Source organism: Methylicorpusculum oleiharenae, from assembly GCF_009828925.2.
GTDB lineage: Bacteria > Pseudomonadota > Gammaproteobacteria > Methylococcales > Methylomonadaceae > Methylicorpusculum > Methylicorpusculum oleiharenae.
Window position 1 is genome coordinate 3,120,139 of the sequence record NZ_WUTY02000001.1, and the last position, 24,668, is coordinate 3,144,806.

Annotated in this window: 20 protein-coding genes; 11 read left to right on the forward strand and 9 right to left on the reverse strand. The window is 49.4% G+C overall.

The window, feature by feature from the left end; all coding sequences use genetic code 11:
• Nucleotides 1-2: 2 nt before the first annotated feature.
• Nucleotides 3-596: a hypothetical protein gene (locus tag GO003_RS14075; RefSeq protein WP_159658544.1), complete on the reverse strand. Its 594-nt coding sequence runs from the start codon at nucleotides 594-596 to the stop codon at nucleotides 3-5.
• Between the two features lie 22 nt (nucleotides 597-618).
• On the reverse strand, nucleotides 619-2,085 hold the full coding sequence (locus GO003_RS14080) for a sensor histidine kinase (protein ID WP_231088996.1): 1,467 nt from the start codon (nucleotides 2,083-2,085) through the stop codon (nucleotides 619-621).
• 486 nt (nucleotides 2,086-2,571) lie between these two features.
• On the opposite strand from GO003_RS14080, the gene GO003_RS14085 reads away from it, so the two are divergent.
• The 8 genes from GO003_RS14085 to GO003_RS14120 all read left to right on the forward strand — a co-directional run bounded on the left by GO003_RS14085 (nucleotide 2,572) and on the right by GO003_RS14120 (nucleotide 14,030).
• Entirely contained in the window at nucleotides 2,572-3,138 is a 567-nt protein-coding gene (locus GO003_RS14085; RefSeq protein WP_159658545.1) for a hypothetical protein, read from the forward strand.
• 281 nt (nucleotides 3,139-3,419) lie between these two features.
• On the forward strand, nucleotides 3,420-6,995 hold the full coding sequence (locus GO003_RS14090) for a hypothetical protein (RefSeq protein ID WP_159658546.1): 3,576 nt from the start codon (nucleotides 3,420-3,422) through the stop codon (nucleotides 6,993-6,995).
• Nucleotides 6,996-7,209: 214 nt separating this feature from the next.
• Entirely contained in the window at nucleotides 7,210-7,968 is a 759-nt protein-coding gene (locus GO003_RS14095; protein ID WP_159658547.1) for a hypothetical protein, read from the forward strand.
• Between the two features lie 379 nt (nucleotides 7,969-8,347).
• The gene (locus GO003_RS14100) at nucleotides 8,348-9,220 is read left to right on the forward strand and encodes an EAL domain-containing protein (protein ID WP_159657951.1); all 873 of its coding nucleotides are present in this window, start codon (nucleotides 8,348-8,350) and stop codon (nucleotides 9,218-9,220) included.
• Nucleotides 9,221-9,435: 215 nt separating this feature from the next.
• The gene (gene cysK / locus GO003_RS14105; RefSeq protein ID WP_159657952.1) at nucleotides 9,436-10,413 is read left to right on the forward strand and encodes a cysteine synthase A; all 978 of its coding nucleotides are present in this window, start codon (nucleotides 9,436-9,438) and stop codon (nucleotides 10,411-10,413) included.
• Nucleotides 10,414-10,472: 59 nt separating this feature from the next.
• Nucleotides 10,473-11,339, forward strand: a complete 867-nt coding sequence (gene epsC / locus GO003_RS14110; RefSeq protein WP_231088886.1) for a serine O-acetyltransferase EpsC — start codon at nucleotides 10,473-10,475, stop codon at nucleotides 11,337-11,339.
• Between the two features lie 119 nt (nucleotides 11,340-11,458).
• Nucleotides 11,459-12,376, forward strand: a complete 918-nt coding sequence (locus tag GO003_RS14115; protein ID WP_159657954.1) for a family 2A encapsulin nanocompartment shell protein — start codon at nucleotides 11,459-11,461, stop codon at nucleotides 12,374-12,376.
• The gene (locus GO003_RS14120) at nucleotides 12,363-14,030 is read left to right on the forward strand and encodes a family 2A encapsulin nanocompartment cargo protein cysteine desulfurase (RefSeq protein ID WP_159657955.1); all 1,668 of its coding nucleotides are present in this window, start codon (nucleotides 12,363-12,365) and stop codon (nucleotides 14,028-14,030) included. Before GO003_RS14115 ends, GO003_RS14120 begins: the two co-directional genes overlap by 14 nt.
• A gap of 91 nt (nucleotides 14,031-14,121) precedes the next feature.
• On the opposite strand, the gene GO003_RS14125 is transcribed toward GO003_RS14120, so the two are convergent.
• The 7 genes from GO003_RS14125 to GO003_RS14155 form a co-directional block, all read right to left on the reverse strand.
• A complete protein-coding gene (locus GO003_RS14125; RefSeq protein WP_159657956.1) occupies nucleotides 14,122-15,048 on the reverse strand; it encodes a LysR substrate-binding domain-containing protein in 927 nt (308 codons plus the stop codon).
• 11 nt (nucleotides 15,049-15,059) lie between these two features.
• Nucleotides 15,060-16,103, reverse strand: coding sequence for a sulfate/molybdate ABC transporter ATP-binding protein (locus tag GO003_RS14130; RefSeq protein ID WP_159657957.1), 1,044 nt, complete (start codon nucleotides 16,101-16,103; stop codon nucleotides 15,060-15,062).
• 98 nt (nucleotides 16,104-16,201) lie between these two features.
• Nucleotides 16,202-17,062 (reverse strand): sulfate ABC transporter permease subunit CysW, encoded by an 861-nt coding sequence (gene cysW / locus GO003_RS14135; protein ID WP_159657958.1) that lies wholly within the window; start codon nucleotides 17,060-17,062, stop codon nucleotides 16,202-16,204.
• Nucleotides 17,063-17,073: 11 nt separating this feature from the next.
• Complete coding sequence (gene cysT, locus GO003_RS14140; RefSeq protein ID WP_159657959.1) at nucleotides 17,074-17,901, reverse strand: sulfate ABC transporter permease subunit CysT; 828 nt, start codon at nucleotides 17,899-17,901, stop codon at nucleotides 17,074-17,076.
• Nucleotides 17,902-17,978: 77 nt separating this feature from the next.
• The gene (locus tag GO003_RS14145; RefSeq protein WP_231088997.1) at nucleotides 17,979-18,983 is read right to left on the reverse strand and encodes a sulfate ABC transporter substrate-binding protein; all 1,005 of its coding nucleotides are present in this window, start codon (nucleotides 18,981-18,983) and stop codon (nucleotides 17,979-17,981) included.
• 71 nt (nucleotides 18,984-19,054) lie between these two features.
• A complete protein-coding gene (locus GO003_RS14150; RefSeq protein WP_231088998.1) occupies nucleotides 19,055-20,563 on the reverse strand; it encodes an alginate export family protein in 1,509 nt (502 codons plus the stop codon).
• Nucleotides 20,564-20,670: 107 nt separating this feature from the next.
• Nucleotides 20,671-20,853, reverse strand: coding sequence for a YezD family protein (locus tag GO003_RS14155; RefSeq protein ID WP_159659568.1), 183 nt, complete (start codon nucleotides 20,851-20,853; stop codon nucleotides 20,671-20,673).
• A 402-nt stretch (nucleotides 20,854-21,255) separates the two neighbouring features.
• Here GO003_RS14155 and chrA point away from each other — a divergent pair, with 402 nt between their 5' ends.
• From chrA to GO003_RS14170, 3 genes are all read left to right on the forward strand, one after another.
• A complete protein-coding gene (gene chrA, locus GO003_RS14160; RefSeq protein WP_159659569.1) occupies nucleotides 21,256-22,629 on the forward strand; it encodes a chromate efflux transporter in 1,374 nt (457 codons plus the stop codon).
• Nucleotides 22,630-23,035: 406 nt separating this feature from the next.
• The gene (locus tag GO003_RS14165; protein WP_159659582.1) at nucleotides 23,036-23,599 is read left to right on the forward strand and encodes an SRPBCC family protein; all 564 of its coding nucleotides are present in this window, start codon (nucleotides 23,036-23,038) and stop codon (nucleotides 23,597-23,599) included.
• A gap of 11 nt (nucleotides 23,600-23,610) precedes the next feature.
• Nucleotides 23,611-24,567, forward strand: a complete 957-nt coding sequence (locus GO003_RS14170) for a YVTN family beta-propeller repeat protein (RefSeq protein ID WP_231088999.1) — start codon at nucleotides 23,611-23,613, stop codon at nucleotides 24,565-24,567.
• Nucleotides 24,568-24,668: the final 101 nt, after the last annotated feature.

The following is a 24,668-nucleotide window of genomic DNA, read 5'->3' on the forward strand; positions in this document are numbered from 1 at the left end:
GGCTATTGAATTCCGTCGCCACTTTCATCCAATTGCTTTTCCATGGACCTGATGGCTTCCAGCTTTTCACGCAGCAGACGATTTTCATCCTGATTGATAGGCTTTGTTTCCTTGGCGTTTTTCGATTGGCTCACCGATTTAGCTCTATTGGAATTGCGCTCAACACGGTTGCGTTTTTCAGGGGTATTCTCCATGCGTTTTAACGCTTCTGTATTAATGGAAACCAACCTTTGCAATCGAGTGTCGGACAGGTAATCCGCAGGGATAGACCTTATTCCTTCCAGAATACCGGGAATCGAGCCGCAGCTGTCGGAAAGCAGTCGGCCAACCATAAGATGCAATTGAATGCCGGCGTCCTGTGAACTTTTTTGACGCATCAGTAACGATTTACACAGTTCAGCGCGTGATGCGGCCGGCACATTGGCCATGTTTGCACCAAAACTTAGCAGTTCATCTACGTCTATCTGAGTGTAAGGGTCATTATTGAAATGGGTTGGAAACCTGTTCTGCCAATAGCTGGAATGGGTTTGTGTGCAACCAGACATCAAGGCCAGAGTAAACATCAGGCCTATGCGTTGTAGGGTAATTAAAGACATAGTAAAGAAATTTCCATAATCATCAGACTTCTTCGGTAAGCGGTATTTGAACCCTGAAACGGGCACCGTGCTGGTCTTGCCGTGAATCGATAATATCAACTTTGCCCTGGTGGTTGGCAACATATTCTCTGACGATAGCCAAACCCAGTCCTGATCCTTCTGCACCGTCAGTGTTTTCAGCGGTTTTGCCGCGGTAAAAAGGTTCAAAGACATGCTCGCGTTCGTCAGGGTCAATCCCCGGTCCTTCATCTTCAATTTCCAATTCCATCTGTGTTCCCGAGTCCCGAAGCATAATGCGTATTTCGCTGTTCGCGGGTGAATGCTTGACCGCATTGGCAAGCAACTGTTCAATAATGCTGCGCAATTGCTCGTTAATTCCTGAAATCCGGACCGGTCTGACCAGTTTTTTCAGGCTGATTGATTTAGCATCCAGATCGGTTTGAAATTGATCGATCACCGACTCAAGCAGATCTTTCATGTTAATGTGTTCTTTAAGTTTCTTAGCCGGTTGGGAATTGATCTGACTGTATCGGATCAACTCTTCAGATACTGATTTAAGCTTGTCAATATTGGCGCACAGGTTTTTTGCAATGTCTTGACGCGGTTCTAGGGGTTCCTGTTCGGCTTCGTTTGCAACCCGTTGTGCGCTTTCCCTGATATGTTCCAGCGGCAACTCTATCTCTCTGGCGACATTGTGCATGAATTGCTGTTTTGAAACCTCCAGCGTCATTAAATGTGTTCTCAACCATTCAAGCCTATCGCCCAAATAGCGAAGATCGGCCGGGCCTGTCACTGCTATCGGTTCGGCGAGGTCGCCGGAACCCAGACGGCGAATCGATGCATCCAACTGCCGCATTGAACGTGAAAGTGTAATCAATAAGGCCACTATGAAGACAAACGAGATGATCAACAGGAAGGTTCCTTTAACCAGCAATCCTTGCTCCAAGGATTCCGACTGTCTGCGTAATTCATTAAATTCATGCTCAACATGCTGCTCGAATTGACGGGAAAGATTATTGGAGGATTCTCGCAATCCCTGAAAGGCTTTATCGATGGGCATAGTGATGGCGGTATTATCCGTGGAGCCAATAATTTGCTGGTAAATCAGGTTTTCCTTTTCCGATAACTCATTGACCAGCAGAGCAATTTTATTATCGACATGAAGTTTTAATAATTCATCCAAGGCCTGTTTAAATGCGCCTCTGACCGACTCATATGATTGCCGTTCATAGGGTTGACGTAGCGCGGGATCTGACAGCAAAACAAAAAGCCTCGCTTTGCGCTCGATATCGGAAGCCTTTTGTAAAACCTGACGAATCGTTTTGGTTTGTTCGAAGACCTGATAGTTCAGGGTTCTGCCTAATCCGGCCGTTTCCCGCATCGCAAAAGAGGCATACATTACGCCTAAAAAATGCGGCATTACGGCAATCACAAAGCCCAGGATAATGAGTGATTTTAACGATAATAAACGGGTGAAATAAAGACGCATGGAGGGGTTTGTGATTCCTCTCCAAGGCATCAAAAGATCAGTGTTTCTGAACAAATTCAGAAAAAAGGCAGACTTGTGTCCTTTCATTGATTTTCAGTTTGGATAGGAAAATGAAGGGCGGGTTAAATAAATCAAAACAAATTTTTAACAACTTACACCGGGAGACCAAAAAAGCAAAAATTCGCAAGTAACTCGGAATAGTACACTAAGGAACGCGATTCTTATAACTTCAACAACCGGCTTGTCTTCAGGAAAGATGATATCCCTGTTTCGACCTTTCAAGACAGTCTTCAAAGAAGATTAACTCGATCTTAATTTAATCTTAATCAAACTACCCGGCTTATATTCATTTTGCTTCGGTAGATTAATCCCAACCGCAACGACATGAGAGGCAAGTTGATTGCGGTGATAGTAGGGCCGAGACTATGCATTCATTACATAGCCACGGTTTTATACCAAATTAACGATAAATAGCTGAGGTGGTTTATGAAATCTAAAAATACCAAAATTAATTGCATTATGGCCGGTTTTTCAATGATTCTTTTGGGCGCATCAACGGTATATGCTGATGAAACCGTATGCCGGGGTTCATTGGGCCGTGTTACTGTTGATAACCTCCGTGTTCCTGATAATGCGACATGTATCCTGACCAGCACGCGCGTACTGGGTACAGTGAAAGTCGAATCTAATGCCAAGTTGACGGCTCGTAAAGTGATGGTTGTCGGTAATATCCAGGGTGAAAATGCCTATCAGGTCAATGTATTTGAAGGATCGCGAGTGGGTGGTTCTGTACAGATTAAACAAGGTGGCGGAGCCAATGTCAGCGATAGTTTTATCGATGGTGACATTCAATATGATGAAAACAACAACCCGCTGAAAGTATTGCGAAATGATGTAGGCGGCAGTGTACAGGTTGTCAAAAATTTCGGTGGGGCAGAAATTCGTAATAATGTCATTGACGGCAATCTTCAATGTAAGGAAAACAATCCCGCACCTACAGGGGGAAGAAATGTGGTCGGAGGTAATAAGGAAGATCAGTGCCGGAGGCTTTAATTCCATCATCTGAGGATCTGCTTTTTAGTTGAGTAAACGTATAAAAATGATTTGATCCACGAAAAACGCTAAAGCACGAAAATATTTATCGAATCACCCTGTTGTGTCGTAACACCAAGAGCGGTAAATGGCGGTACATTGCTTCCAGTTAATTATTGAGTGTCTTTAGTATTTTTCGTGGACTAACAGCAGTTGAGTTTAAAACGATGAGTGATAATCCTTTGCGCTGGATCGTCAGAAGTCCTATTCCAAAATAAAAACAGCAAACGAACTCTTTGACCATGACTCTTTTTCCTTTCCTTGAAAAAACTTTTTGGCTCGCGCTGGTGATTTTATCTGTTTCAGGTTCTGACGGATTTACTCAAATACCTGTTCAAGCTTCAGCGCAAAGTCCTGAAATTCTTCTTGAGTTAGGTAAGGAACCTTCATTGCCTGCCGTTAACGACCAATCGAGACAGGTCTTTATAGGGCAGGTTTCAGCCTATGACGAAAACACATCAATTCAGGAGGGTAAAGATGAGGTCAGTTCGTTGCATTCCGGGTTTGGCAATTGGAAGGTCGGCTTTCGTTTTAACATCACTCCTGGCCTGTTAGCTAAACCTCACCGTTTTTTAGCGCGTTGGAAGCAGGGCGGAGAACCGAATGTTTGCGTACAAAGTTTTGAAGTGTGGGCGGGGCCTGAATCAACAAGTTTGGAGAAGCGTGCGACATTAACGATAAAACCTAAAGGTTGGGATTATGCCTGGCTCAGTGCCGATGAACCGATAATTTTCAAAGCGGATGATACTGTCATTGAAGTGCGTAACAGCGGTGCAGGTCATGATGCCAAAGTCTTCGACGCCTTCTTGCTCAGTGCTGTAATGCCCCTACAGGGATCAATTGATAATCCTCTGGTTTTACTGGAATTAGGCAGCGCGCCTTTTTTTTCGGCAATGGCAAAGGATCCCGCAGTGCAAGTTCAGACTGGGACCGCGGTCAAAGGTTCGGGAGCGGATTCACTGCTGACCGAAAGGGATGAAGTTCAGGTATTTCATCAGGGCTTTGGAACCTGGAATGCAGATTTTCGTTTCGAACTTACCCCAGCCGTCATGCCGGGGCTCTATCGTTTTCTCGCGCGTTACAAAACAGGTGGAGAAATATCTCAAGCCAGTCAAAAATTCACAATTAAGGCCGGACCCAAACCCGATGATCTGTCAACGCGCGGCGATTTTACTTTGACCAACAACACGCCTTGGGAATACCAATGGATGCAGGCCAATGGCGGGTTCAACTTGTTTCCGGGTGATCGCTGGCTGGAGATCAGCAATAGTGGTAAAGCCGATGGCGCTAAAGTTTTTGATGCATTCCTGCTGCAGAAGGAATCGCAGTTGGATGATTGGATGGATGCAGATCAGGCCCAGGCAAGACATCGTTTCCTGGCATTGATTCAGGCTGTTCCTTATGCCTCGCAACGCCTTTATGTGCTTGACGGTAAGGGCAATAAGGATGGTGTTCTGTTTAGTGGTCTGGTTGCCGAGGGTGTCCGTCAAAGCTATAAAAATCTTGCAGTGACCTATTTATCAGGACAAGCTGCCGAAATCATGGCTCAAAGCCTGAATCTTTCTTCTTTGCCTGCAGCGGTAATGACGGATGAATATTACAGCATTTTGGGTGTACTAACCCAGCCTGAAAATGAAGCGGAAGTGGCTGATTTTTTGGCTGACCCCGCTACTTCGGGCTTTTTGCCATCGCCAATTAAGCTCAAACAAACAGCAGTGTCATCGCTTAGCGAGGGCGTGCCGATTGCCTGGCTGGTTGGCGGTTTACAGGCGGGCCTTGCGGGTGTTTCAATTTTTGGTATGGATAACGAAACCGTGCTACGACCTAATCCGGATCAACCCTACCTCAGTCTGCAAATGATGGGCGGGGAGATGAAGGCTTGGCGCATTGCTCAGACACAAGCCGGCGGTGTAACTGATATCGAGGCGCTGACCAAACATTCTTACCTATGGTCTCGCGGCAGCGGCTATGCGCAGCTGTATTTGCATGCCGACAAGGCCACACCCACGTTGCTGCACTTGAAACAATCGGGTATCGCTAGCCAGGGCTGGCTTGACGGAAAGCTGTTCACTTTTATCGATGATCACAATCCCCCGGTAGGGTTTGCCAAGGTCCAGTCCGGTTCACCCCAAGTTGCTGAACTGCATTTGCCTCAGGGATGGCATAGTTTACTGATAAAAATGGTGATGCAGCATGAACAAGACCAACGGTTTAATTTTGCCGGTTTATTCACCGATCAGACCGGCAGGCCTTTAACTAACATAAGGACGCAACTGACTGATCCCAGTGCTGATCTTGAGTTGAATCAGATCGCTGCGAAGCTGCGCCCGCTGATCTTTGCAGACGCTCGGGCCAATCTTCCGCATCCTGGCGAGATCATTAAACTGCGGGTGGACATGCGTTGGCATCCCATTTTGGAGGAACCCAGTCTGCTTGCGCCGTTACCTCGCTTCAAGGCAATTTTGCGTTTGCGCTTGGTCGACTACAGCGGAAACGATGTTGCAATTCGGGAAGTTGAGGGTTTGTTTCCCGGTCAGATTGAAGCAGACTTCGGAAAGATTGACCTACCCGGTTACTACGCCGTTTATTCATCCTTATATACCCCCGATGATCAGTTGATTATGAATTATCCAGCCGATGGATTTTCAGTCGTACGTGGTAATGCCGCCCAAAAGCAGAGATTGGATAAGAAAAAGTTATGGAACAACAATTATTACGCCCTGGCGGACGGCGATAAAAGCTTTATGCAGCAAGGCGGCTATTTTTTCTGGCTGGAACGGATGGGCATCTTCAAAAGTGTCGGCAGTTATCCGGGCTTTGATCCGCAGTATAAAGATCAGTGGGAAGACGCCAAACAACGCGGCCTGGTTTTGTTTGCCGATTCTTCAGGCGATAGCGCATGGCTTAATGATCATCCGGCCGAAGGTAAAAATTTCATAAATCAGGCGGGAGCCTTTACGCGATTTTTCAAATCGACCAACGAGATCGATATTCGGCTTGAAACTGAATGGCAAAAATTACGTGACCCTGCTCATTGGGTGGAACGAGCCAAGCGGGAATATGAAGCGGCTCATCAGCGGCGCAGTGATGCGCATTACGTGGGTGGCAGTTTGGTAAGACCGGGAGATCAGGAAGGGGCAGGGCAGTGGTTCAGGCAAGTTTTGCAGTTAGGGCTGGATAAATACCAGGACGCTTGGGATGTTCATGCTTACCCTCAAAATGCGCCGCGTTTCGAAGCTCCCATAGGCAACAGTAAAGCTGAAGACGAGTTGGGCGTTCTTGCTGCTTATACCGATCTGGGCAGGAAGAACCGCTTGCCTTTCTGGCTGGGAGAAACCGGTGCGAAGGCCATGCATGGATCAACCGGACGGCGCTGGCAGGCAGAGCAGGTTGCAAAAATGATCGCCTGGGTCAACAGTCGCAGCAATTACCTGGGTTTGGCATTTTGCATCGGTCACGAATACGATCTGGCTTATGGCCGGATCTGGGATTATTCGATGGGACACAAACCTGGCGAGGCGGCGTTGTATACGGCCGGTGCCTTAATCGACGGTTTTCCCTATAAAGCAATAGACACTCAAGACGACCGCATTCAGGCGGCTTATTTCGGCGATACCTTCATGATTTGGCGTACCGATGAGGCCTCCGGGACTTGGCAGCTGCCGCTTGATCAGGCTAAATCCTGGGTGCTGGTGGATGTGGTTGGCAGGCTTCAGGAACTAACAGTTGATGCCTCAGGCCTTGCCGACATACCGATTTCTTCCAGCCCGGTTTATGTGCTGACGCGCTTGGACTATAAACAATTGACACGGTATTAAGCTTGGATTGCCTGTTTTTTGGAACCCACCAACTAACGCCATGACCTTGAAATGTTGGGTTGGCTATCGCCAACCGCAACCTGCAGAGCGCATTAACTTTGTTTTGTTGCTCCGCTGGATAGGTACCAAGATTTTTTTGGGTATCTGCTCACCTTCAATTCCAAGCGGGGAGTAGTCACTTTCCGGAAACGATTGAACAACGTAAGGAGCAAACATGCAAGCGCAACATTATGAAAGACCCGCCTCTTTTGAATCATTTAATCAGCGCAGTGCTTTATTATTCCTGGTATTGTTGTTGAGCGCAGATACAGCATTTTTCGTGTTGCATTGTCTTAATATTATCGTGCCAGGACTTAAAATCCCTTTGCTGAGTCTGGAGACGGATCAAAGCTATGCGGAATTTTATCAATACATCAAATGGCTGTGGGTTATCATCATCCTGGTCTTTGTCTCATCAAAAAAGGCTTCAAAGCATTATCTTGCATGGTCAGTGGTTTTTGCCTACTTTCTTCTTGACGATTCTTTGCAGGTGCATGAACGAGTTGGAGAAATTATCGCCGGCAAGTTTAAGTTTATGCCGGGGCTCGGACTTCAACAGCAGGATTTGGGCGAATTGGCGGTCTCAACGATGGCCGGTGCAATACTGATTATTCCACTTTCATGGGCTTATAAGACTGGCACCCGGGTTTTTCGCAAGGTTTCTCAAGACATTTCGTTGCTGATCCTTGTCTTGATCGTTTTTGGGGTTGCCGTTGATACGGTGCATAGCGCGGTTAATTTAGGCACTGTAATCGGCTTGCTGATAGGCCTGATTGAAGACAGCGGCGAAATGGTCTCACTGAGTCTGATTCTTTGGTATGTCTTTCTGATGCTGGTTCGTGAAAACGAACCTGATCGTTACCTGTGCGATTGTTGCCGGATTATCCTGATGCGGTTTTACCAAATCGATATACGTTCGCAGCTTAGCAGATGAAGGTCTTATTAGTTATCACGATAGGGCCCGACATTAAAAGCAACCGGAATTCTTGCTTTTTTTTGCAGTACTGGTTGATGCGGAATAGTCTTCCTTATCTAAAAATTAGAATTATAAATCTAATTATATCGTTTAATTTAAACGAATTAGACCGCTAAGATGTCCCTCAAGCGTTGATTGAATCGGTCCAGCATTAACGTCGTCTTACCTCTCTCATTGCTATAGGGATACTTTTAGGCGGGGTTGCCCCGCCTCTTTTTCGGCGAGTCCAACACGGCTTGGGAGCAGAGGTTCCGTTCGGTAATTAGGATGACTTCAAACCTTAACGCAATCAACTTTGTAAAAAATACGCGTCTCGCGTTGACATCAGGAATTCGTCATGCCCTTACAACAATTAGTAGAATATTTTAATGATCGTCTGGAATGGGAACACCATACTAATTTCCGGCCTTTCATCATTGACAATGGCGTCGCCCGCGGGTTGTTCGGACCGGTCCAGATCAGCAGTGAATTAACCCCTCTGCGCGAGTTGGCAAAGCCTGAACAGATTGCCGGGTACACAGCCCAATTAAATGTAACGACGGCCGAGATCCCGGATTTATTGAGTCATGAACTGGATTTGTTGTTGTCTTTACCCGCACAGCAGGGTATCAATTCCGATTCCATCGTCAACTTTGACCGCTTGACGCGAACCGTTCATATGCTCAATTTTTTGCCACTGGCTCATGACGGCGGATTTTTGCAACTGGACGTTGATCCTCGCCATATCCTGGGTGTTAAGAAAGATCATGGCGCCTATTTCCAGGAAGTGATCAGTAAATGCGGATTGGAAGCGCATAACGTGGTCATCACGTTACGGGTCACCAGCACGTATAGAGCTTATTATCCGGCGTTGCTCAAAGGTCTGGAAAACTACCGTGAAAGAGGTTACAGGCTCGCCCTTCGCTTTGACTATCAAGCGCTGGGCAAGGCGACAAATGACTTGATTGCTGCGCTTGCCCCTGATTTTGTCAGTCTCTCCGGACGGCAACTGAGTACGCACCAGGATAATCAATTACTTGAAAAACTGGCGCGTTTACAGCTATTGACTCATAAAGAATTGGGCAAAACCATCCTGTTGGAAATTGGCGATAAACAGACCGCCGCCTTAGCCCGGAAAATTGGCTTTAATCTGGTTCAAGGCGCTTATTTTGAGTCCTACGGTCATCAAGAGGTGAAAGAACCGGTTCGTTTAGCGGCCAGTGGCGGCTAATCCCTGGAAGATTTTGATAATTTTTGAACAGCACGCGCTGTCATTGACAGCAAAAACCGATTTAACGCCGATTAACCGTATTGACAGGTTTGGGTTAATCGGACAGACTTACCACCATATTGCTACACGCTGACCGGACAACCGGAAGCCAGTGAGCCTCTTGATGGGGCCACTGGCTTTTTTTTGGCTTGTAGAAAATACACAGAGAGACAAACATGGCTCATTGGTATCCTGACAATTCACAATCCATCGGTAATACACCCCTGGTTAGGCTTAATCGCATTACCGAAGGTGCCCCGGTCACCTTATTGGCTAAAATCGAAGGCCGTAATCCGGCTTATTCCGTTAAATGCCGTATCGGTGCAGCCATGATCAATGACGCCGAACGCCAGGGTCTTTTAGGTGCAGGCAAAGAATTGATCGAACCGACCAGCGGCAATACCGGCATTGCCTTGGCCTTTGTTGCCGCCGCAAGAGGCATCCCGCTCACCTTGACGATGCCGGACACGATGAGTATTGAACGCCGCAAACTGCTGGTTGCTTATGGCGCCAAACTGGTCTTGACCGAAGGCGCCCAAGGCATGAAGGGGGCTATCGCCAAGGCCGAAGCAATTGCCGCGTCAGACCCTGACCGCTATATCCTGCTGCAGCAGTTCAAAAATCCTGCCAATCCCGCCATACACGAAGCGACCACGGGACCTGAAATCTGGGCCGACACCGAAGGCGCCATCGATATCCTGATCTCAGGGGTTGGCACGGGCGGCACGATCACCGGCGTTTCCCGGTATATCAAGCGTACCCAACATAAAGCGATACTGTCGGTAGCCGTCGAGCCATCCGACAGTCCCGTCCTAAGTCAGTTCCGTAACGGTGAGCCATTAGCACCCGGACCGCATAAAATTCAAGGCATCGGTGCCGGCTTCGTACCGGAAGTACTGGATTTATCCCTGGTTGATGAAATTGAATCGGTCAGCAATGAAGAGGCCATCACCTATGCCCGCCGCTTAGCGAAAGAGGAGGGCATATTAGCCGGTATTTCCTGCGGTGCCGCTGTGGCGGTCGCCGTGCGCGTCGCTAAACGCCCGGAACACAAGGGCAAAACCCTGGTGGTTATCCTGCCCGATTCCGGTGAGCGGTATTTGAGCTCAGCGCTGTTTGAAGGTGTTTTCGATGGTCAAGGCGCTGCCGTATGAGCTTGCCGGATAACGAGAAACGGTGGGACATCGATGCCCTGGTAACCGAACTCAGAGCCTTGCGTCTGCACTCTTTGGAAACGCGTCGCCGCCGCCATCACCCGCCAAAGCTGCCGTCTCGCAAGCGCTTGGGTCAGATTGTCGATAACCTAGGGGCCGTGCTGTTTCCCAATCGCTTGGGTCTGCCCGATCTAACCGATGAAGGCATCGATTACTTCGTCGGCCACACGCTGGATACCTTGTTGCGCGAGCTCAACCAGCAGATTCTGCTGGAACTGCAATTTATCGCCGAAGAGCAAAAAAGTCAGGGGGATACGGTCAAACAAGCCGCGGTCATCACCCATGAATTTGCCACCCGCTTACCCCGTGTCAGAACCCTGATAGACAGCGATATTCAGGCTGCTTATGAAGGTGATCCGGCCGCGCGAAGCTCGGATGAAGTGCTGGTGTGCTATCCGGGCATTCTGGCCATCCTCCATCATCGTCTCGCGCACCTGCTTTATAAACTCGGCGCCCCGCTGGTCGCGCGCATCATTACCGAAATTGCCCATTCGGCCACGGGTATCGATATTCACCCCGGCGCTCAAATTGCCGACAGCTTCTTTATCGACCATGGGACGGGCGTCGTCATCGGAGAAACCGCCGTGATCGGCCGCCATGTCAGGCTCTATCAAGCCGTAACCTTAGGTGCCAAGCGCTTTGACAAAGACGAACAGGGCCTGTTGGTTAAAGGCCATGCCCGCCATCCGATTGTCGAGGATGATGTAGTCATTTATGCCGGTGCGACGATACTCGGCCGGATCACCATCGGCCGCGGCTCGACCATCGGCGGTAACGTTTGGCTGACGCACAGCGTCGCCCCCGGCAGTCACATCAGTCAGGCACAAGTGCGCAGCGAGCTGTTCGAAGGCGGGGGAGGCATTTAACCGTTAACTTCTCAAGCTTGCGATTATCGCCAAGCGCTAGCAGCTAAATAACTAAAAAATGCGTCGCATCAGCGGCCCATACCCACACTCCATTACCATCAATACAATAGGAAACAACCATGTCAGATATTCATCAAGCCCATACCGCATTGGGCGACGTAGCCGCCCGCACCTTATCGAACGCCACCAAGACCGTGCCCATGATGGGCACCATCACCCCGCGCTGGCTGGTTCATCTGCTCCAATGGGTGCCGGTTGAAGCCGGTATTTACCGGGTCAACAAAGTTAAAAGTGAAACCAGCATTGCTGTCGACTGTTCCAGTCTGGATGAAAAAGTACTGCCGCAAACCTATGTCGATTATGAGGAATGGGGCCGTGAATACCGTTTGAATGCCGTCAACACCGTCCTTGACGTGCACACGCGCGTTGCGGATTTATACAGCAGTCCACACAATCAAATTCATGAACAGTTACGCCTGACCATAGAAACAGTCAAAGAACGTCAGGAAAGCGAGCTGATCAACAATGGCGAATACGGACTGTTGAACAATGTTGCCGAATCCCAAAAAGTTCAACCGCGCAACGGCGCACCCACGCCGGATGATTTGGACGAACTGATTGCCCGGGTTTGGAAGGAACCGGCGTTCTTTCTGGCCCACCCGCGTGCGATTGCGGCATTTGGCAGGGAAGCAACCCGTCGGGGCACGCCACCGCCCACAATCAGTTTGTTCGGTTCACAATTTTTGACGTGGCGCGGTTTGCCGTTGATTCCCACCGACAAGTTAAGGATTGTAGACGGCAAAACCAATATCTTATTGTTACGCACCGGCGAAAGCCGTCAAGGGGTTGTCGGTTTGTATCAACCTAATCTGACCGACGAATTGAGCATGGGCTTATCGGTGCGTTTTATGGGTATTAACCACAAAGCCATTGCGTCCTACCTCGTTTCGTTATATTGCTCATTGGCCATCTTGACCGAAGACGCAATTGGCGTATTGGAGAATGTCGAAATAGGCCAATACTATGACTATAAGTAACACCCTTGATTTGCCGGCAGGGCTGGCGCAAGCGCAGCGTGGCACTGACACCGAACTTGCGGGATTACCCGATCTTGCCGAGTTGAACCGGTTGGCCAATCAGTTCTTTAACGCAGTACCTGGCACTCCCGAGGCGATAGATAACGTGTCTGGTTTTGCCATTCCTCAAACGGTTCCTGTGGCTTCAGCCGACCCGTTCGCGCATTTTTCCGGCATTGATGACTCGGCTTTGACAGAGTTGGCAGAGCGCAGTCATGGCGTTCCCTTGGAGCCTGAGTTGAAAGCCTTACTGAGAGCGCCCGTTCCAGGCCTTGATCGCAGGTCGGGTGCCGAAGAAGGGCAGGCGTCAGCCTATTATTTTTTGACCTCTATCGCTCAGCAAGCCCGGGACCCTTACCTGCCCGGCTTGGGTTCGGCGCATCCGCCGTTTGACGTGCATGCCGTGCGCCGGGATTTTCCAATACTGCAACAACGGGTTAATGGTTACCCGTTGGCCTGGTTGGATAATGCCGCCACCACCCAAAAACCGCAAGTCGTCATCGACAGGATCGCCGCGTTCTATCAAACCGAAAATTCTAACATTCACCGCGCCGCGCATGAACTTGCGGCGCGGGCGACAGACGCTTATGAAGGGGCACGGGAGCGTGTTGCGCGTTTTCTCAATGCCGCTTCCGCCAATGAAATTGTCTTTGTTCGAGGTTCCACCGAGGCCATCAATCTCGTTGCGCAAAGCTGGGGTCGACAACATATTGGCGAAGGTGATGAGATCGTGATCAGCTGGCTGGAGCATCATGCTAATATCGTACCTTGGCAGCAACTCTGCCAGGAAACCGGGGCCATCCTTCGGGTGATACCGGTGGACGACAGCGGTCAGGTCATCCTCAGTGACTATCAGCGCCTGCTGAATGCCAAAACCAGGCTCGTTTCGTTTACGCAGGTCTCCAACGCACTGGGAACGATTACCCCGGCACAGGAAATGATAGACATGGCGCATCGCGCCGGTGCTAAAGTCTTGCTGGATGCGGCTCAATCGGTGTCGCATCTGCGCGTCGATGTGCAACAGCTCGATTGCGACTGGCTGGTGTTTTCTGGGCACAAAATCTTCGGGCCAACCGGGATCGGCGTTCTGTATGGCAAGGAAGCGCTTCTAAATGCGACGCAACCTTGGCAAGGGGGCGGCAATATGATCGACGATGTGACCTTCGAAAAAACCACTTATCAAGCCGCGCCGGCCCGATTTGAAGCAGGCACCGGCAATATTGCCGATGCGGTCGGTTTGGGCTCGGCATTGGATTATCTCAGTAAGCTCGGCATCGACAACGTGGCGCGCTATGAGCATGAGTTGCTGGTCTATGCCATGCACGCTTTACAAAGCCTACCCGGACTGCAGCTGATCGGCACGGCGCCGGATAAAACCAGTGTGCTGTCCTTTGTGCTGGCCGGGCACTCGACGCAAGAAGTCGGCGCTGAACTGAACAAAGCCGGAATCGCCGTGCGTTCGGGGCACCATTGTGCGCAACCGATTCTGCGTCGTTTTGGCCTGGAAAGTACGATACGTCCGTCTTTGGCGTTTTATAATACCTATGAGGAAATAGATCGACTGGTCAGCGTGCTCAAGCGCTTGCAATGCAGTAAACGGATTTTTGGCGGTTAAGTGGTACTCACACTTCCCGTTTTTTTAGCGGGAAGTGTGTAGGGCATTCGATAAAGAGACGTTTGTTATCGGCTTGGCTGTAAATAGCCCGTTAACTGTTAATTTCACCAGTTTTGATTTTATTGGGCTGGGCTCTCGCCGTGATCGACAACTGCTCAATAAAAAACCGGGTATAAGTGGGCAAATAGCTGTGTTTTAAGTAGGCGAATTTTGTCGTCGACAGGGGAATTAGTTCCCCCAGACCCAAGGCCAGTAAATCCTGATCTTTGGTCGGTTCGTAAGAAGTTTCGGCGATAATCCCTACGCCAAAACCCAGGCGGACATAAGTTTTGATGACATCGGAGTCGGCTGCGGCCAAGGTGACATCCAGCGCTATGCCTGCATCTCCAAACGCTTTTTCAATATTGCTGCGCCCGGTAAAGCCCTTGCTGTAAGTCAAAATCGGATACGTGGCCAGGCGTTCCAGCGTGAGCGTTTCGTTGCCCAAAGGGTGGCCGATCGGCACAATGACGGTATGGTGCCAATGATAGCAAGGCTGAATGATCAGTTTTTCATCGTCACCCAGCTTTTCAGTACAGATCACGATGTCGGCTTTATGCTGATGCAGTAAATTAATCAGATTATCCGGCGACGATTGTTCGATATAGATTTTAATGCCCGGATAGTGTTCTCTGAATTTGGCGATAGGCCCCGGCAAAAAATATTTTGCCTGGGTATGGGTGGTGGCGATGTGCAAAAAGCCGTTGCGATTGTCGATAAAATCATCGGCCAAGGCCCGGATATTTTTCATCGCCTGATTGACCAGATTGACTTCCTCCAGAACCCGCAGACCCAATGGTGTAGGGCCATGCAATCGTTTGCCATGGCGTTCGAACAAGGGTGCACCTAATTCCTCTTCCAGCAAAATCAGCTGACGGCTAACGGCCGATTGGACCACATGCATTTTTTCCGCGGTTTTGGTGACGTTATAGTTCGTTTCCTGCAATAACCGCAAAATTTCGAGTTGGCTGATATTCATGTCTGATTATGTCAGTTAAACCAATGCGCGTGCTTGATTTTTAGTGCGACCCGATCGCCTTTTTGCAAAGCCAGTTCCTTGAACTGCTCGTTCGGCATTTCGGCATAGAGGGTGGCTGCCGAACCGTTGATACCCGGCCGGTTCAGTTCCAGCCGGATAGTGCCGCCCAGATGTTGCCAATCGTTCAAATAGACCGGCGCATTGGCAGGATCAGCGGCTTTTTCAACCGCAATATGATGCGGGCGGACGTGGACGATGATGCCTTGAGGATCATCCAGCGCAATACCCGCGGTTTGCAGCCAGGCACTGTCTTCCTGCTTGAGATGAAAAACATTGGTCTGACCGATAAAGCGGGATACAAAATCACTGCCGGGATGATCGTAGATCTCGCTGGGGGTGCCTTTTTGTTCAATCTTGCCGTGATTGAGCACGACAATCTGGCTGGCTACTTCCATCGCTTCTTCCTGATCATGGGTGACGAAAATACTGGTGACGTGCAATTCATGATGCAAATGCCGCAGCCACAAGCGTAAATCCTTGCGGACGCTGGCATCAAGGGCGCCAAACGGTTCATCCAGCAATAATACAGACGGCTCTACCGCCAACGCTCGCGCCAGGGCGATACGCTGGCGTTGTCCACCGGACAACTGATCGGGAAATCGGTCATGCAGCCAGTCGAGCTGGACCAGATTTAACAAAGCATGGACTTTTTCCCGGATCAGCGTTTCTGAAGGCCGCTCTTTACGGGGTTTGACCCGTAAACCAAAAGCGATATTATCAAACACGGTCATGTGTCTGAACAAGGCATAATGTTGAAACACAAAGCCGATCTGCCGGTTTTTAACCGGCTTGCGCGTCACATCGTCGCCTTTTAGAAACACCTGGCCCTGATCGGCGTGCTCAAGGCCCGCTATGATCCGTAACAGCGTCGTTTTTCCGCAACCGGACGGGCCCAGCAAGGCGACCAGTTCACCTTCGGGGATGTCCAGATTGATGTCGTCCAAAGCGCTAAACGCGCCAAAATGTTTACTGATGTGCTGTAAGGTAATGCTCATGGGCTGTGCTCACTCAAACTTGAGATAAATAATGGATACGGTTGCGGTAATGGGCAAAGAAATACGTTTAGAAAATAATCGGCCGGCTCCAGCCTGATTTAATGTTTGCCTGGTTGTTGCCATTCCAATAGGGCTTTGAGAACCAGCGTCACTATGGCCAGTGCGGCCAAGAGCGAAGCGCTGGCAAACGAGCCGACAAAGTCGTATTCGTTGTAACTGACCTCGACATGCAACGGCAGCGTGTTGGTCAGTCCGCGGATATGACCCGACACCACGGACACCGCGCCGAACTCACCCATAGCCCGGGCATTACACAACAAGACGCCATAGAGCAAGCCCCATTTGATATTCGGCAAAGTGATCCGAAAAAAGGTTTGCAGGCCGCTGGCACCCAGCGATAAAGCCGCTTCCTCTTCTTCATGGCCGATTTCCTGCATCAACGGGATCAGCTCGCGCGCCACGAACGGGAACGTGACGAACAAGGTTGCCAGGATAATACCGGGTACGGCAAACACGATTTTAATACCATGGTCGGACAGCCAGGGGCCAAACCAGCCTTGAGCACCAAAGATCAGCACATAAATCAAACCGGCGATGACCGGTGATACTGAAAAGGGCAGGTCGATCAAGGTCACTAACAGGCTTTTGCCACGAAACTGAAAACGGGCAATAGCCCAGGCGGCCGAGACCCCGAACACCGTGGTCAACGGGACCGTAATCAACGCCGTCAACAGGGTCAGGCGTATCGCCGCGAGCGTATCCGGGTGCGACAAACTGCTGCTGTAGGCCGTCCAGCCTTTGGCAAAGGCAGAAATCAGGACCGTCGCTAACGGCAAAATGAGAAACAGTCCGATAATGGCCAGCGTCGCGCCGACCAAGGTATAGCGGACCCAGTTCGGATCCGCCAGGTTCGGTGTGGGGGCGGCGATGGCCTTCTGACTGGCAAGTGCGGTAGACATGATAAACCCTTTTACAGTTGACCGCTGCGGCGGCGAACCCACCACTGCAGGCCGTTAATGATTAACAGCAATACAAACGAGACGATCAGCATCGTCAAACCGATGGCCGTGGCACCGGCGTAATCGTATTGTTCCAGTTTGGTAATAATCAACAGCGGCACCACTTCAGAGACATAAGGCATGTTGCCGGCAATAAAGATCACCGACCCATACTCGCCGACACCGCGCGCGAAAGCCAAAGCAAAACCGGTAATCGTCGCCGGCAAAATATTCGGCAGTATCACTTTAATAAACGCCTGCAATCGGGTCGCCCCCAAACTGGCGGCCGCTTCCTCCATCGCCGAATCAAACTCCTGCAAGACCGGCTCAATCGTGCGCACGACAAACGGCAGACCGATAAAAATCAATGCCACCACAATCCCTAATGGCTTGTAGGCGACCTGGACGCCGAAGGTTTGCATCAACAGCTGGCCGATAAAACCATTGGGTTGATAAATCGTCGCTAGGACAATGCCCGCCACTGCCGTAGGCAAGGCAAAAGGCAGATCGATCAAGGCATCGAAGACCCGTTTACCCGGAAACGGGTAGCGCACCAGCGTCCAGGCAATGACAAACCCTAACAGGCAGGCCACGACGGCTGCAATCAGTGCCGAGACAAAACTGACATAAAATGAAGCCAGCACACGCTTGTTCGTCAAAATCGCCCCGTATTCGTCGAGACTTAACTGCATCGTTTTCAACAACATGGCACTGAGCGGAATCAGCACAATCAAGGCCAGATAGAACAGCGTGAAACCCAGCGCCGGGCGAAATCCCGGCATGATATTACTTTGCGTCATGGTTTTATATGTAGTGTCACTAGCGTTGGATGCGGTGGTCGGGACAGGCTGCGGCCCCATCCCCTCGGCAAATACCTTTACGGCACATAGATCTGATCGAAACTGCCGCCGTCATCGAAATGGTCTTTCTGCGCTTTGTGCCAACCGCCAAAGTTTTTATCAACGGTAAAAAATTCCAGTTTGGGAAAGCGTTTTAAATCTTCAGGGTCGGCATGTTCCGGTTGATAAGGGCGGTAAAAATGTTTGGCGGCCAATTTTTGTCCGGCCGGTGAAAAGAGATACTGTAAATAGGCCTCCGCCAAATCCTGCGTTTCGTTTTTTTTAACGATTTTGTCGACGACAGCCACCGGCGTTTCCGCCAGGATGCTGGCCGGAGGCACGATAATTTCAAATTGCCCTTCGCCAAATTCCTTTAAGGCCAGAAACGCTTCATTTTCCCAGGTTAGCAGCACATCGCCGAGACCGCGTTGGACAAACGTGGTGGTCGATCCGCGCGCCCCGGAATCGAGTACCGGCACGTTTTTATAGAGTTGCTTGACGAAGGCTTTGGCGGCCTCGGCGCTGCCCAATTGTTTTTCGGCAAAAGCCCAGGCGGCCAAATAGTTATAGCGCGCACCGCCCGAGGTTTTGGGGTTGGGCGTAATGACCGACACACCTTCCTTGATTAAGTCATCCCAGTTTTTAATGCCTTTGGGATTGCCTTTGCGCACCAGAAAGACAATCGTCGAAGTGTAAGGCAGACTGTTGTTGGGTAAGCGCGATTGCCAGTTGTCCGGCAACAAGCGCGCCTGCTTGGCGATTTGATCAATGTCATACGACAAGGCCAAGGTCAAGACATCGGCTTCCAAACCGTCGATCACCGCGCGGGTCTGCTTGCCGGCGCCGCCGTGCGATTGCTGGATACTGACCGTTTCACCGGTCTTGTCTTTCCAGTAGGCAATAAATGACTGATTGAATGCCTGATATAACTCCCGGGTTGGATCGTAAGAGACATTGAGTAAGGTGCGTTCGGCCAAAGCGGTGCCGCTGAACAGCACCGCAGCCAGGATCAGAGCGGATTTCAAGGGTGTTAATATAGTCATGTTGACTCCGTTTAAATTATAAAGTGATCTATTCTTCGTGCTTGTGGCCACTCACGGCCCGGTCAGCACGCCTAGAGCTTGCCATCGCCAAAGGCGTTCAGTGACAGCTCGAAATAAAAGAAGTTACTGGCTTCAGAGGTATAAGGCCCGGTTCCGGATTTTGCGAAAGACTCGGTGTAATCGCCGGGGTTGAAGCGGGCATAACTCAAACTCCAATCCACATAATGATTGACATGGTGGCGCATGCGAATATCAATCTCCTGTCCCAGGAAATTGCCGCTTTGCCCGGTAGGGTCGGTCAACCGCGCCCGGTTCCAGCCGCCGGTTTCGCTTTCCAGCCAATAGGCGTTATAACCGGCATCAACGCGCACATCGGGATGCGGGGTGATTTCCAGACGCGCTTTGGGGGCGTGGATGTTGTCCCAGGAAAAATAATCATTGCGCGACCAAGGTTGATTGAAGCCGTAAAACGCATCAAAACGTTCGTTGCTGCCGTCTCTGGGGTTTTTGTCACCGGTACCGAAGCCGTAATAGGCACTGACCCGCGGTTTCCATTCATGGTCGAAGGTGTAACCCAACTCCAGTGAGTAAGCCAAGGCATCATGTTGCTGCAGGGTTTGTGTGTTCCCATTTCTAGATAAGACGCCAAAGCGTCCAAACTGTTTATTGATATCGGCGTCATAATCAAACCCACTTTGGCCGATCAAACCGTAAACCCGCAGCCCCGGTGCATAGATATCCATGTCGGGTTTACGATTGGCCGTCACTGTATTACGGGGATCACCATTTTGTTTTCGGCCCAGGAAATAAGGCTGAACCGTGATGAATTGGGACCATTGACGGATACTCAGCACGCCGCCATAAATCCAGGTGTCTTCATCGGGCCGGTCAAATTCATATTTCAAACGCTCGACCGGTTGCATCGCGAAGGTGTCCAGGTCCCAGTTGTTTTGTTTTTTACCGAAATGAACCCGGAAACCCTCGAAATTATTGGTGGTGTTGCGAAACTGGTTGTTGCCGATCAGACGCCGATCCAGAAGTTCCATGTGCATTCTGCCGGCACGCAGGCTCAAGGGCCGGTTATGGCCCAGGGCATGATTGAAATACAGCTCGCCATAGCCTTGAATCAATTCGAATTCGTTGACATCGGCATCCGACTTTTCGTATTCACCGTTATAACTGCGGGCGTCTTCCATCTCGACCGCAAAACGTAACGGATCGAGAATGTCCTTGATGCCCAGATAGGCGCGGGTTCTGAGCAACCATAAGTTATCGGGGGCATCGCGGTATTTGGACACGCGCGAACCGGATGAGGTATCCACCCAGGGCCGGTAGTCATTTTCACGGTATTCATAACGGGTACGAAAATCCAGGCCTACATCCAGCCAGTCAACGTCCCGGAATTGTTCAAACTGGGTTCGGCTCAGGTTGCGCACATAGGCCGGTGGATCGGGATCCGGTTCGACCCGGTAGCCACGGGTTTTGGCGTAATAGTCCTCGGCCTGAACGAGTCCGGGCGATATCAGCAATAAACCGAGCAGGCCAGCCCAGGATCGAGTGTTATCAAGATGAGTATTCATGTTTTTACCTTTGTTAACTGATGTTTTAATAAGCTTTGTTTCAGTCACTTCCGGTGATCCGGTCAGTTAACCTCAGTATCACGATTAATCTCCGTTAAAGCGGTCGATTAACTGGATTCCTTTTGTTTGTTGACTCTAAATTTTTCACGCTTGTCGATTTGCACGATCCGTCCGTCGTGAACAACGATTTCAAGTGAACCAAAACGAACACCTTCCAATAAAGTGAGTACACGCATGACCACCTCCTGATTTAAGTCAACGGATAAGTCGCTTTCAAATTTATAAGTCATGAACCGCTCCTTGACGTTGTGATAGTGTCACATTGTTGAGATCAAACATTTTTGGCAATTATTCAGCGTAGGTTGAGTAGCATGTTTTTCGCAACCCAACCATTAACGCAATGGCCCTGAAATGTTGGGTTAGCTATCGCCAACCGCAACCTATGCGGAGCATCACCTTTGTTTTGCTGCTCTGCTGAATTGTTATCGATTTTGTTGTGTGTATGCTAACGAGCTGGAGAAAGTTATTGAAACGATATAATTAGATTTATTTATCTTAAATTTAGATATAAGCAGTCAGGCTTTGAACTTTGTAGTTTTATGAGATATAGGTACCATACTCATTCACAATGAAGTCGACAGCCTTTGTTTTTGATGGATTGCTGGCGGTATTTACAAAGAGAGATCAATTTCATGAGTCATAGGGAAAGAACCGCAACACCGCATAAATTAATGCCGTCGGAGCACGTCAGCTTCAAGGATGCGCTTTACTTTTGGTTTAAGTTGGGTTTCATCAGCTTTGGCGGTCCAGCCGGGCAAATTTCAATCATGCATCAAGAGCTGGTTGAAAATCGTCACTGGATTTCGGAACGGCGATTCCTGCATGCACTTAACTATTGCATGCTGTTACCGGGACCTGAGGCGCAACAACTGGCAATTTATATCGGCTGGTTATTGCATAAGACCTGGGGTGGCATTATTGCGGGGGTTCTGTTTGTCTTGCCATCCTTGTTTATTCTGATCGTATTGTCTTGGATATATCTTGCTTTGGGCGATTTACCCTGGGTCGCGGGGCTGTTTTATGGCGTTAAGCCTGCCGTTACGGCCATCGTCATGCAGGCGGCTTACCGTATTGGTTCACGCGCACTTAAAAATGCTGTGTTATGGACGATTGCCGCCGCCTCTTTCGTTGCCATTTTTGCGCTGAATGTTCCCTTTCCGGCCATTGTTGTGAGTGCTGCTCTGATAGGGTTTTTTGGGAGCCGAATTATGCCCGTCAAATTCAAAACCGGTGGGCATGGCAGTTCAGCCAGATCATACGGTCCGGCGGTTATAGATGACGATACGCCACGGCTTGATCATACTCACTTTCGCTGGTCACGACTATTCAGTATTGGGTTGATTGGTGCTGTGTTGTGGCTTATACCCATGGCGGCATTGACGATACATTATGGCTGGGCTCATGCGCTGACACAAATGGGCTGGTTTTTTACCAAGGCGGCGTTGTTAACCTTTGGAGGGGCTTATGCCGTTTTGCCTTATGTGTATCAGGGGGCTGTCGAAAACTTTCATTGGCTGGTTCCTCAGCAAATGATAGACGGTCTGGCTTTAGGCGAAACCACGCCGGGACCGCTGATCATGGTAGTCGCCTTCGTCGGATTTGTAGCGGGATGGGCTCAGGCGCTTTTCGGTCCCGATCATCTGTTGCTTGCCGGTACAGTAGCTGCAATCGTGGTGACCTATTTTACGTTTTTACCCAGCTTTTTATTCATCCTGGCAGGGGGACCCTTGGTGGAGTCCACGCATGGAAATTTGAAATTTACAGCACCGTTAACGGCAATTACTGCTGCGGTAGTCGGGGTGGTTTTAAACCTGGCTCTGTTTTTTGCCTGGCATGTCTTGTGGCCTGAGGGCATTGAGGGTCAATTCGATTTTATGGCAGCGGTCATCTGTGTGGTCGCCTTATTTGCTATCTTCCGTTACCAGGTCGGCGTCATTCGGATAATTGCCGCTTCCGGTATTACAGGTCTGCTTTTTACGCTGATCAAAACAGTCGGATTAGGGTAGTGTTATTCAATGGGAATGGATTCAGAAAGACGCAATTGTTCCAGTGACTTGGCTAAAGCCAAGAGTCTCTTGCGTTGTTCCTGGTTCAAGTTGTCACTGGCGGTTGAGAAGTCGAAGTGCTGTTTCAACCGGGTTAAACTCTTTTAGTTCTGCAAAGAGCAGGATTATTTCCCGAATTGCAGGTGATAGATACTGCAAGCGCGGACACCGTCACATTGACCTTCATAGTCTACTTACTGTCAGCATCTGGCTCGCCATATCATTTCTGGGCTAAGTTGTGAGAAGTTATATAGGGGCGAGAATGCGTTACTAATTAGCTGGAAAAATGCAATCAGATTTAAGCGTTTTCGAAATTGTCATATAATGCCCGGCTTATTAACTAATGTTTTCAGTGTGGGAAGATAATATGAAGAAAAACATCTTTTTGGTCTCTGTGGTTTTTTTATTTTTTTCAGCGCTCGCTAATGCTCATGGGCCTGTTCGTCAAAAAGTAAAAGAAGAAATTAAAATTAATGCGCCTGCTGAAAAAGTGTGGGACATCATCAAAAATTATGACGATATGTCATGGTTGCCGGCAGTCGCCAGTTCAAAAACGGATAAAGGCAATAAAAAAGGTTCTGTGCGCGTATTGACGCTTAAAGACGGCGGCACTATTACCGAAGAATTAAAAAAATACGATGAAAAGAAAATGTCTTATTCCTACAAGATTTCAGACATGAGTACCGCCAAAACAATCAATCATTCCGGTAAAGACGAAAATGTGCCTGTTTTGCCTGTCAGTAACTATGCCGCTGATATTGAAGTAAAAGCTAAAGGCGATACCAGCGTTGTGATCTGGAAAGCAGGTTACTATCGTGCCTATATGAACAACAATCCTCCTGCTGAAATGAATGAAGAAGCGGCTAATTCATCCGTAAAAGCTGTTTTTACCGCAGGTTTGGAAAATATTAAAAAACTGGCTGAGAAATAAGGTCAAGTTAGATGATTATTAAAGGCATGATCAATGCGACTGGCATTTTATTATTTTCATTAACTTTCTGTGTTGCAGCTGAGCCTTATGCCTTTATAACCAATCAACTGGGTGACAGTGTATCGGTCATTGATACGGCCCAGGCTAAAGTCATTTCTACCATTCCAGTCTCGGGTAAACCGGCTGGTGTGTCCGTATCTCAAGATGGCCGGCGGGTTTATATCAGCACGCCGGAGGCAAAGGGAATTGCCGTTTTGGATGCAGTCAATCATAAACTATTGGCGCAATTTCCTGTCAGTTCAGGCGCGCTGGGTATCACTGTCGATAAAACCGGCCACCTGATTTTTGTGGCGGACTGGTTCAATAACTCGGTGGCTGTGATTGATGCCGATACTTTTAAAGTGATCAACACCCTACCTGTGGGAAAGTCGCCCTCCGGTATGGTGGTTAGTTCAGATAACAAATGGTTGTTCGTCGCCAATCGTTTGGATAACAGTGTTTCCCAAATTGACATGAAAACCATGCGGATTCGAAATACGACCAAAGTTGGCGAGCATCCTTTTGGGCTGATCCTTGACGCTAAGGACGAGCGTCTTTATGTGGCTAATGTCGAAAGTGATGATGTAACGGTACTGGATGCCCAGCATTTGAAACGGTTGCAGACTATCAAAGTGAAGACGCTGCCTTATGCCGTGACGCTGGCCCTGAATGATTCACGGCTGTTTGTCACGAACCAGGACGACAGTTCCGTGTCCGTTATCGATACGCAAGCAATGCAGGAAATAGCGGTGATCGAGGTCGGCGACAAGCCGGAAGGTATCAGTACTCATCCCAATGACCGATGGGTTTACGTCGCAAACTGGTTTGATAATAACGTTTCCGTGATTGATGCGAAAACCCTGCAAGTCATTGATACGATAGAAGCGGGCGAGGGTAGCCGGGCGTTTGGCCAATTCATAAGCCGCTAAAAAGTGGCGGTTTGATCAATATCCAGCGTGTCTGCAAAATCCCAAGCCAACAAATAAGTTCTCCGGATAAGTCTTGTAGCAAGGCTTAAATGACTTCCGTC